The organism is Psychroserpens luteolus, assembly GCF_021032705.1.
Taxonomy (GTDB): Bacteria; Bacteroidota; Bacteroidia; order Flavobacteriales; family Flavobacteriaceae; genus Psychroserpens; species Psychroserpens luteolus.
In genome coordinates this window covers 132,688-144,181 of the sequence record NZ_JAHVXI010000003.1, presented here as the reverse complement: position 1 = coordinate 144,181, position 11,494 = coordinate 132,688, and the positions used below count along the sequence as shown (strand labels likewise).

Here is an 11,494-nt window from a genome sequence, read left to right as displayed (position 1 = left end):
AATCTCATTTTCTGTATTGTGCAGTAACTGTTTCCAATTAATAATATATTGCTGTACGTTTTCTTCTGAAATACGTAATTAAGGCTTAAAATCAATTTTCTCTAACACTGCATTCATGACTTCATCTGTTTCAGAGTTGATGTCCTTAATACTCAATGGAACTGATATGTCTGGTTTAATAGTTGTCCAATTAGCATGCTTATCTTCAACAATATATTCATTTCGTACCAGTGGAATCTGGATTGTCATTTTTGAGTGCGGTAATTCGATATAAGCAATGCCTCCAGAGTCGCCATGATAACCTCCACCGCAGTCTTGCCCAATTATTAACCCTCTCTCATTATTATGAAATATATTCGCAAACAATGCAGCAGTAGAGAAAGTAGCTCGATTAATGAGTAAATATACAGCTCCTGTAAATACGGTTTCACTTGGTTGAACACTATGGTCTAATGCCATATCAAGTTTAAATTCTTCACCAAATTTTAATGTTGGTACTGAGGTTAAGGTTTCTTCAATATCTTTATTGAGAAGGTATTCATCAAACGAAAGTTGTTTAGTTTTTAAGAAACGCCCATTTAATGCTTTGAACGGCGTTGATGCAAAATAGCTATATACTACAGCTGCATTATCATCAAATCCTCCGCCATTATCTCTAATATCTAAAATCAGGTTTTTTATCCCTCGTTTCTTGCAATTACGCACGAGCCTTTCCAAGATTTTTCGAAGTTTTTTTTCCCCATCTTGATCTCCGAAAGTAACAAATCTAAAAACTGCTGTTTTCCTTTTATCATCATATGTAATTGAAAAAAGGTCTTTGTCTTCCCTTTGGTTAGAGGTTTGTCTACTTTTTTTAATCTCAGAAGCGCTCATTGCTTGAACAGTGACCTGCTCCTCAGATATTTGATTAGGTTTAATACGGATCTTGTATTCCGTTGGAAATTTAAAGTAATAGGTTAAGTAAGATCGAAACTCAGTATTCATTCTATGGTATTTAAAATGATTATTGTTTCCATCTGCGCTGTGGAAATTTTTAAAATCAGTAATAATTTGTTTTGCTGAAACTCCATTTATTGAGAGTATTTCACGTTTTGGTTTCAATAATTCAGAATCCGAATAGTTGTTCTTGATATAAATTTTTTCATTTAAAAAGGTTATTAGAATTGGGATATGACTTTTTTCATTTGCCGCAGCATCATAAAAATCGTTTCCAATATATGCTCTTAAATGACCATCATGAAAAAATGAAAGTGCATTACCAATTTTTAAGTAGAAACCTGAAGTGCGTTCAGGTTTCTTAAAACTTTCTTCGACTTTTTTGAAATGAGCGTCTATTTCTTCTTCTGTTCGATGGACACTTAATATTGGACAAGCTTCTTCAAGTATGTTCCTTAATATCTTAAAATCTTCTCGTTGTTGTTCAGGAGAGACAAAGGTATCAACACTTTGTGCTGTACAACTATGAATTATCAAGTATGCTATCGTTAAAATGTAAAGTAAGGTATTTGAAATTTTCATGCAGTTAGTATTGACACATATTTAAAACACCTATTCTTTAATAATCCTATTTAATAATGCTCTGGCCTCGCTATTACTGGAATCAATAGACAACACTTTGTTCAAGTTTTCCTTGGCTTCTTCTATGTTTTTTAATTTCAGTTGAATCTCACTAAGTAGGAGTAATGACGGCACGTGCTTCGCATAATATTCCAAGTTGACTCCTAAAATAGATGCTGCCCAACGGTCTTTTTCCTCTTCCTTGTAGAGATAGTTGGCTAATGCATAAGGAACGCCAGAATAGTCTTTTACTGCAGACTTTGGATCAGTCAGTAAATGGTAATACAACAATAGCGCTACATTAATATTTGTTGTTTTGTAGAGATTGACGATTTCAGTTTCCACATCTTTAAATAGATAGTTTTTAGCAAACTGCAAGGATGGGTCAATGCCTTGTTTATAGTCGGAAAAAGTCAATGGTGTTTTATAATGTAACCAGACAGAGGAACGATTAGATAAACCTGTCCAGTCGTGATGTTCTCTAACAGAGATTCTAAATGTCAAACCACTATTGGGTAGAGAAAACCGCTGAGAATCTCCAATATGTTTAGGTTTCCCACCTAATTCTTCACCTATAAATAGCACATTAAAGTCTTTTTCAAGATCCATAGCAAGCATTATGGACGCAGAATAGGAATGACGACCAATAATCACAAATACGCGCCCGAAATCGGATATTTTTGACCAGCGTTGTAGTGCCAGTTTAACAGCTCGATTCATATCTGAAGAGCCACCACGATTATGTCTAAGATCAAGTATGATCTTTTCTGCATTTTTTTCAGTAGCTGTTGCCATAGCTTCATTCATAAATATCCCAAGACTTTTTTCTGGATGATGAAATAGATAATTTATTTTGATATAGAACGATTTATCTTCAGGATTGAAATCGTACCAGTAGTATTGGTCTACTTTTGTGTAGAATTCATCGTTTGTTACAATTTTCCATATCCCATTGTCGGTATTCTTAAGCCATTTGGGTTTTGATATATTGTGCTTAGTCAAATAATCAATCCAATTACTGTCATTATTGAATTTAATCGGTTTTATAATGACCTGATCATCATTATGAAAGGTTAGTTTAATACTGGTTTTAGAGTTAGAGATGCCCTCAGCATATAGAAGTTCAGCAATGGAAAGATATGAAGGTGCCAAAAGATTAAATGCAGATTCATTTTCATAGGATATATAAGAAGACATTCTTTTGATTGCTTCTTCTACTGTATAATCTCCAATATGTGTGAGTCTTTTTCCTAATAAACTAACGTTATATAAAGTGGTACTTTCTACATATATACCGTCAGAAAATTTAACAAACCTAACAGGTAATGTTGAAAACATAGCGATATTCTCTTTAGGTCTTTTTTCTCTTAGATGACCTAAATAGAGCCCTAAATGATCATTATTTACTGGAAGACTAAATCGGGTATGACCCCATTTTAATAGCGCAGTCAATTTAGAAAACTCACATATTATTTTTTCATCAGAATAAGTTGCGATCTTTTGCCTTATATCTTCGCTTAAACTATCTATAGTCTTTTCCGAAACCGTTGTATACGGTTTGTAATGTTCCGTTTTTATAGTGTTCACCAAGAAGTCTAAATCCTCTATCCATTCTTGAGTTGATAACTTACTTTGTGTTGTTTGTCCAGTTAGTATCGTTACATTAATTATGAAGAATAGCAGAAGTATTTTTTTATGATAAATAAGTTTCATTTAATCTGTATCGTATTTAGGTTGAATTGTAAATCTAAGTAGACGATTTAGAAAAAATCTACTATATAATTATGTAGGAAATAAAAATTTTAATCTTTCAACTTTACAAATAGAGCAAACAGTATCAATGGAATATTTAATCACTATGGGACTAATCAATGAAATGAATTGTTCTTCTGAAAATTGGCTGGAGAAGTCCCAGTAATTTTTTTAAACCACGAATAAAATGTGGAAGGAGAATTGAAACCAACATCGAAACCGATAGAGGATACTTTTTTATTGCGATAATCTTCAGAAGTCAATAATCTTTTGGCTTCTTCAATGCGATAACCGTTGATGACATCAGAAAAACTTTTTTTGTAGTACTTATTAAGTAGTTCAGATATATGATGAGAAGAAATATTAGTTTCATTGGATAGTTGGCTAATCTTGTAATCTTCATTTAAATAGGATTGGTGTTGTTCTAAATGAGAAATGATATTGGATAATAGGAGCTGTGCATCATTTGCATTTAAACTTGAACCCGAATACATTTTCGAAATATTTTTATCAAAATTTTGCATGAATGAAGATGCATTGAATCCTAAATATCCAATGGCATAAATAAATAAACTTATCAATAATGCCAATGCAAAGTCTATGATTATGGGATGATTTGAGAGTGTCATTCTAACCCATAAGTTGATGAGAGCGACGAATGAAAAGACACTAAAAAAGGTAATTATTAGTCGAAGTAGTTTTAGAGTTTCGTACTTAAATTTTGAAGTTTGGGATTTTCTTCTGATTCCATAAAAAACAAACAGGTAAATACTATAGAATAGAATAGATACAGTATTTAATGTTGCAATAAAGGTACCCAGAATATCCCATTTCCAAAGAAGACTTGTAATATCTTCAGATGTATTGAAATTTAAATACAGAGGCAAGAAGTATAAAACAATTAGAATAAAAGGCACAAGGTGAATAACATCTTTTAAGATTACTTTTCCGAAAAAGCGTTTCACATAATAAAATAGAAATGGTCCCAACAAAAGAGGGATTGGTCTATAGATATAAGTGAATATACTGTGTTCATTAAATAAGTCGTTCCAATGACCAACCCAGAACAACATTATAATAGAGAATACTACAATGAAGGCACTTAAAAAGAAATCAATTTGTTTATTGTTTTGATTTTTACGTGTCGCAATCAAAAAGCTCAAAAAAAAGCCTTGCACTGCAATGCATAGAAATATAATCGTCCAAATTTTCAAATTCCCCATAACAACATAAGGTTACTTTAAATAATGACACGGATTATCTAAAATTGTTACAGAGAATCTTTAAAAAGGTGCTGTTGCCAATATATTAGTAGTAGAAAATAGTAGGAACAAGATTTTTCCTACTAGAGCGTAATTACAAGCCTTTATCAATAGCTATCACATTATTTCAAAGGTTTATTTAGACACCAATTTTAGAAAAAACATGGTATCGAATTCAGGTATATATACCTATTGTTTGACATTATGCAATGCTATACCTTTGAGATGACTCCCAGTTCAGCCAAGCTTAGATCTTAATAATTACAACAGTATTTAGTCTATAAAAATCATCTTTATTTTACTTGATAATTTATAAAGTAATTCTAGGATTTTTTTGAGACACTATTATCAAAAGTAAGTGGTGTTAAGACTTATTCTTGTGGTAGATTAAATAGTAAAAGACTAATACATTCAAGTTTAAATAAATTAAAAATTATGTACCAAAAAAAGCCTTACTTATCACAGCCCATTCCTGGGAACGGTGAAATATTTCATGTAGAGCATGACCCTGTTGATCCGTCGGCAACACAACCATGGAGCGGACTTGTTCCGAAGTGTACCTTAGAAGATCATGATCAATGCAAATATTTTCCGGCGCAAACAGCGAATATTATTGTAGATGAAGTTTATGAAAAAATACGAATTAAAAGTAATAAATGGATTGAAATGGCTTGTGATGAAGCTAGAGAATCGATAGGGGAAGAAGGTGGACCATTTGGAGCAGTAATTGTTCAAATTGATGATGACACTCAAGAAATAATACGGTATTGGAAAAACCATAATCAAGTGACGGCCATAAATGATCCAACCGCTCATGCCGAAGTGATGACCATTCGTAGTGTTTGTGCATCCCTAGGTGTATTTGATTTATCTAAAATAGAAAAGGAGCATTCAAAATTACCTCAAAAAGGCGCAACCTCTCATTGTGTGATTTTTAGTTCTGCAGAGCCTTGTCCTATGTGTTTTTCGGCCATTAGTTGGGCCAGTTTGCAGCACATGTATTTTTCTGCGACACGTTATGATGCTGCAGTTCAAGGTGTCAATTTTTCTGATGAAGAAATTTATAATGAACTGTCTAAACCCTATTATCAAAGGCAGATGAAAGTATTTCAATGTAGCACTCCAAACTCACTTGATGCTTTTAATACATGGAAAGTTGTACCTCACACTGATTATTAACCTGAAAAACTAAAAACATTATTTCAAATGGAAACGAATTCAAAATTTAACTGGAAAGATCATATCTCAATTGTTGATTCAAGTTTAAACGCAGAAGCTATTGCCAATGTCATTAAAGTGGATACAGAAATGCTGGCGCATATGGACGATTTACAAGATAAAGTCCAGGCCGACTTGACAAAATTCCAACCTGTAATTGTTGCTCAATTCACACCTGGTGGTGGAAAATTCACTTTAGTTAGAAATGAATATGGTGAAGAGGCAAGATATACTGTAGAACCTGTTGCAAGACTGTTTTATATGGCCAAATCTATTGCTCATGCACCTCTTGGTATTTTTGGATGTTTTGGCCCCTATAGTACAGATCCTAAAAATCAAGGCTGGAGAGCACCAATGGAAGATTATCGAAATGTATTGGCAAAAGCCTTATCAACAATAGACGATATAGATGTTGAAGAGGGCTATCAAATTGATGACACATTAAAGAAGAAATTGGTGTTAGATTTAAACAATGTTACTGGTGAATTTGATGATGCACCACCACATGTAGATGAAAGTACAGTTGTACCTCATATTATAAAAGTAATGAAAGATTTATTGAAATCTTCAATTGATTTTGTCGATAACACAGCTTTGAAATTAAGTGATGACGAATCTCCTGCAGAAGTATTTCAAAAATGGTGTAATATGTCCAGTGATGATAATGATAATCCAGATGATACACTTTATAAACTTATTGTACAATCCCAAGTCATTGCAGCATCAACTCAGCAATTAGGGATAAGTTCATTGATGAAAACATGGAGAAACACATTTTCAGAAGAAGATTGGAAGAATTTATATGTTATAGTGCAAGGAGAATGGGTAACTCGAAAATTAAATTCAATTGCACAATGTATTTTACCTGAGATGGCAGATAAAGAAGAAGCCTTAGATGAACATCTTTTGATTGTTACCAACCTTACAGATGTAGACCCTGCCTTACATTTTTTAGCTAGAATCTTAGAAGATAGATCTGCTGCAGCTATGATTCTAACTGATCATAGTCAGCCAAGAGATGACCTATCTGGTCAGGTAGATTTATTAGGTCCGGTAATGCAAGATGTTGTATGTCCACATATGAGTGCTTCTAATAAAGCACCAGCGACGTCCGATACATGTCCTCATTAAAATAATCAATACTAGTTATATGGAAGCTTCTGAGTATAAAAATAAACTCACGTTCTATCTCGATGGTAAAAAAATGACACTATTTAAGGTGTCTCCTAAAATGCGATTGATAGATTTTTTACACTTGCCTGAGATAGGTAAAGGCGGAACTAAAATTGCTTGCGGACAAGGAGGTTGTGGTGCTTGTACAGTGATGCTAACGAGTTATGATAGTGCTCAATGCAAAATGATTCATCGTGCAATTAATGCTTGTTTACGTCCACTATCTTCTTTGGATGGTACATTGATTACAACAACTCAAGGTATTGGAAATGTCAAAACAGCCGTAGATGAAGTGCAATGGACTATTGCAGCTAATAATGGATCGCAATGTGGTTATTGCACACCTGGTTTTGTGATGAATATGTTTACCAGAATGCAAGAAGATGCAAAACCTACTTTAAAGGAAGTCGAAGATTTGTTTGATGGTAATATTTGTCGATGTACAGGTTATCGTCCAATCTTAGATGGTTTTAAAAAACTAGCTTGTGATTATAAGCCGCCTAAGCATATACCCGAAATAAAATTAGATCCAAACTATAAACCAAAGGAAGCACCTCATTCTACAAAGGTTACCATTCCGAAAGGCTTTGTTCAGTATATGGAAAACCCTGAAAGCATTCATTTTTCAAATGATATGTATAACTATTTCAGGCCAACTATAGCATCACAATTATTTGATTTATTGGATAAATATGGTCCAGTTGGCCCTAATCTTCAGTTAATGAGTGGTAATACAGCCGTTGGAATTTATCCTACCAAAGCTAATTATAATGAATCCTACCAAGATCCTAAATGTAGTATTGATATTTCTAAAATAACCGAACTCCAATCTGTTAAGTCAACCGAAAGCAGTCTTACAGTAGGAGGGCAAATTACGCTGTCTCGATTTTTAGAAATACTTCAAACTGAAATAGAAAAGCAAGACAAAAATAAATCTAAAGGTTTGATAGCTTTAAGCGAACACCTTCATAAAGTGGCGAATCTCCAGGTACGAAATGAAGCTACTTTGGCTGGGAATATTTTTATTGGAACCAATAAAGGGTTTCTTTCCGATTTAGTATTGGTGTTAGCAACACTTGAAGCGACAGTGACTGTAAAAACCAATAATGAAACGTTTACTTTTCCTATTCTTGATTTACCAAAAGCTTCAGAATTAAGTAAAAATGCGTTTTATTATTCAATAACAATACCGTTTACTCAAACGAATGATTATATCAAGACTTTTAAAATTCGACGACGTGTAGAAGATTGTCATGCCATTGTAAATGCTGGATTTAGAGTTACATTTAATGCTAAAGAGGAGATCGCCTCAAGTCGTTTTGTAGTAAATGGTATTCATGCAGATTATAAGGATACATCCGAAGGATTGAAGTTTACACCAATATTGTTATCTAGTGTATCTGAGGCATTAATAGGAAAGGAATGGAACGAAGATACATTAAGCCATACACTGCATCATATTGCAGATGAAATTAAAAGCTATGCACCTCCAAAGAACGATTCAAATGAAAGCATAGAAATAGACCAAATATCATTTTCATACCGCCAACAATTAGTATCCTCTTTATTCTACAAATTTTTTATTGCTGTATGTAAACAACGTGATATAGAGGTGCCAGCAAAAATAACGTCTTTAAACAATCCTTTAAATAATGAAGTTTCATCTGGAATTCAGTTTTACAATTCTTATGAAGAAGAGTTGCCTGTATCTGCTCCGTTTGTAAAGCTTTCAGCTTTTATGCAAGCTACTGGTGAGGCCATATATACCTCAAGTGTACTAACTCCTCCAAATACCTTAGAAGCAGCTTTTGTGTATAGTACTATTTCTAGAGGAACTTTTCATTACTGTTTGCCTAATAAGAAAAAAGTAGGTCTGCAAGAGTTAATAAACTTTCTAGACAATAAGTATTTGGGTTTTGTTGATTTGATTACCTATAAGGATATTCATAGCGATAATCAAATAAATAATTGGGGAGGAGCTGGACTTGATGATCCTTTATTTGTGCCTTCTGAAGATGATGATATCCCATCAATAATTCTTGAAAAAGGAGAACACTCCGATATTTTTTCTCCTAGAGAAATATCTACAATAGGAGCACCTCTTGCTATTGTTTTAGCAAGTACAGAAACACAATCAAATACCATTGCCGAATATGTTAGACAACATTGTATAGTATATTCTGAGTATCCTGGTATTTATATTGAAGAAGCCTTAAAAGAGAAACATTATTTCCCTCAGGCACCTAGTACAAATCCAGGTTTAACACATATAGAGGAAATGCTAAGACCTGGTAGTAAACAAGATGTTATAAATACCTTAGAAAAACATATAAGTGGTAACGTCAATTCTAAAAAAGGTTTTGCTTCTGGAAAACAATCTACAGGATATCAAAACCATTTCTACATGGAAACCATGACTGGTCTAATTATTCCGGGAGAAAATAAAGACATGATACTGTATTCTACAACGCAAAATTTGGCAGATGATCAGAGTGTGGTTGCCAGTATACTTGGCATAGACGCTTCCGACGTAAAAGTAGTTGTACAACGATTGGGAGGCGGCTTTGGAGGTAGACAATCTCGTGCACGATTTATATCGGGTCCAATTGCTATCGCTTCCAGTAAGCACAATTGTCCAGTACGTTTAAAAATGACTCGAGAAACGAATTTTATTATGTGCGGAAACCGACATCCTTTTTATGGTCATTTTGCAACCCAATTTGAACCATCTGGAAAAATAACAGGTATGGTGATGAACTATGTTTCTAATGGAGGAAATACATATGATCTGTCGTTTCCAGTGATGGATTTATCAGTATTAAGTGCTGATAACGCCTATAACATAAAAAACTTAAAAGTCACAGGAAATGTGTGTCAGACTAATGAGATTAGTAGTACAGCATTTAGAGCCTTTGGTTTAGTACAAAGTATGAATATACTTGAAGAGTGTATTGAAAAAACAGCTTTTGAATGTGGTATAAGTCCGGAAAAACTTAGAGAATTGAATTTGTATAAAGATGGCCAAGTTAAATGGGGCAGTTTTGAAATTACAGACTGGACTTTAGATGTTTTAGAGACGTATGGCTTTGATAAATCAACACTACACAGTTTAAGGGCTTTGCAAGGCGAAACTTATAAAGATGAACTTGAATTAGAAAAGGCCATTAACACACATAATATTGAAGCTTTCATTGGGCCATCAAATATTGATAGACTTATAACTCTAAAAGATTTTAGTACCACATCTTATGATTATACGCCTTATTTAACAGGGCTAAAGTGGAATAATATTAATCAGATATGGACAGATTTGAAGACGTCTTCAGATTTTGAAAAAAGGAAAACAGATATTAATGACTTTAATGCCAATAATAAATGGAAGAAGAGAGGAATATCTATGATTCCTTTAAAATATGGTATTTCATTTAATGGTCCGAGAGGAGCTTTAAATCAAGGTGGTGCATACGTTCTTATTTATTCTGGAGATGGTTCAGTTTTAGTGCATCATGGAGGTGTTGAAATGGGACAAGGTATTCAAACTAAAATGGCACAAATAGCGTCTAAAACCTTAGGGATACCTATTGAGTATATTAAAATGGCAGAAACAAATACAAATATTGTTAATAATGCTTCTGCTACAGCGGCATCAACAGGATCAGATCTTAACGGTGGAGCTGTTCAAAAAGCATGTATGGCATTAAGAGCGCGCTTAGAGCAGATGTGTGTTGAGCTTGAAGAAAATGCCTTGTATTTTGCTGAATCAGATGAAGGAGATTCTGAAGATGTTTTAAAGGTTAAAACTATTGTGCGTAATTGGAGAGATCATTGGTCTCATGTATGGCCATTGATTATTGAATGGGCTTATACTAGTAGAATAAATTTGAGTGAATCAGCCAGGTATAGAGCGCCTCATCATGAAGTTGTAGATAATACACATCCAATTGGAAGACCATTCTTTTATTTTACTTACTCAGCAGCAGTAAGTGAGGTTGAAGTAGATATCCTTACGGGAGAATTTGAAACTAAGCGTACTGATATCTTATTTGATCTAGGAAAAAGTCTTAATCCATTAATAGATGTTGGTCAATTAGAAGGAGCATTTATCCAAGGATTAGGTTATTTAACAACCGAAGAATTAATTAAACAAGGGCCAAAAGAAGCTCCAATAAAAGGGATTCCAAAAAACGCAATTACCTCAGTGAATACCTGGGATTACAAACCACCTGGAGCAAAATCCATTCCTACAGATTTTAGAATTTCAATTTTTGATGACAGATTAACACCTTCAGAAAGACTTGACCCAAAACTGGCAGCAAGAGCAGTCAAATCATCTAAAGGTATTGGAGAGCCACCATTAGTTCTTGCAAATTCAGTGTTCTTTGCCATCAAGCAAGCTATACTAGCTTTTTACAAAGAAGTTGGATATGATGGATGGGTAGAAATGACAGCACCAGCTACAATAAGCAAAATTCAAACAGCTTGCCATGTAGCATTAAAAGATATGACTCTTAAATAAACATTTGTAAAAATAA

General features: G+C 33.7%; 6 protein-coding genes. 3 read left to right on the top strand and 3 right to left on the bottom strand.

Translation table 11 applies throughout. From position 1 onward, the window contains the following. Positions 1-78: 78 nt before the first annotated feature. The 3 genes from KWG70_RS09555 to KWG70_RS09545 form a co-directional block, all read right to left on the bottom strand. Complete coding sequence (locus tag KWG70_RS09555) at positions 79-1,518, bottom strand: S41 family peptidase (protein ID WP_230935791.1); 1,440 nt, start codon at positions 1,516-1,518, stop codon at positions 79-81. Between the two features lie 30 nt (positions 1,519-1,548). Further along, positions 1,549-3,270 (bottom strand): hypothetical protein, encoded by a 1,722-nt coding sequence (locus KWG70_RS09550; protein WP_230935790.1) that lies wholly within the window; start codon positions 3,268-3,270, stop codon positions 1,549-1,551. 155 nt (positions 3,271-3,425) lie between these two features. Beyond that, positions 3,426-4,532 (bottom strand): helix-turn-helix domain-containing protein, encoded by a 1,107-nt coding sequence (locus KWG70_RS09545; RefSeq protein WP_230935789.1) that lies wholly within the window; start codon positions 4,530-4,532, stop codon positions 3,426-3,428. Between the two features lie 474 nt (positions 4,533-5,006). On the opposite strand from KWG70_RS09545, the gene KWG70_RS09540 reads away from it, so the two are divergent. Genes KWG70_RS09540 through KWG70_RS09530 form a run of 3 tightly spaced genes read left to right on the top strand, consistent with a single transcriptional unit; the run spans position 5,007 to position 11,478 of the window. Further along, positions 5,007-5,750 carry a nucleoside deaminase gene (locus tag KWG70_RS09540; protein WP_230935788.1) on the top strand — a complete coding sequence of 248 codons (744 nt, stop codon included), beginning with the start codon at positions 5,007-5,009 and terminating at the stop codon, positions 5,748-5,750. 27 nt (positions 5,751-5,777) lie between these two features. Continuing rightward, positions 5,778-6,920 carry a hypothetical protein gene (locus KWG70_RS09535; protein ID WP_230935787.1) on the top strand — a complete coding sequence of 381 codons (1,143 nt, stop codon included), beginning with the start codon at positions 5,778-5,780 and terminating at the stop codon, positions 6,918-6,920. A gap of 19 nt (positions 6,921-6,939) precedes the next feature. Continuing rightward, a complete protein-coding gene (locus KWG70_RS09530) occupies positions 6,940-11,478 on the top strand; it encodes a molybdopterin cofactor-binding domain-containing protein (RefSeq protein WP_230935786.1) in 4,539 nt (1,512 codons plus the stop codon). Positions 11,479-11,494 lie beyond the last annotated feature (16 nt).

Bases quoted from the DNA above. Each gene is read 5' to 3' on its own strand.
- KWG70_RS09555 (WP_230935791.1), bottom strand. From the start codon at position 1,518: ATGAAAATTTCAAATACCTTACTTTACATTTTAACGATAGCATACTTG.
- KWG70_RS09550 (WP_230935790.1), bottom strand. From the start codon at position 3,270: ATGAAACTTATTTATCATAAAAAAATACTTCTGCTATTCTTCATAATT.
- KWG70_RS09545 (WP_230935789.1), bottom strand. From the start codon at position 4,532: ATGGGGAATTTGAAAATTTGGACGATTATATTTCTATGCATTGCAGTG.
- KWG70_RS09540 (WP_230935788.1), top strand. From the start codon at position 5,007: ATGTACCAAAAAAAGCCTTACTTATCACAGCCCATTCCTGGGAACGGT.
- KWG70_RS09535 (WP_230935787.1), top strand. From the start codon at position 5,778: ATGGAAACGAATTCAAAATTTAACTGGAAAGATCATATCTCAATTGTT.
- KWG70_RS09530 (WP_230935786.1), top strand. From the start codon at position 6,940: ATGGAAGCTTCTGAGTATAAAAATAAACTCACGTTCTATCTCGATGGT.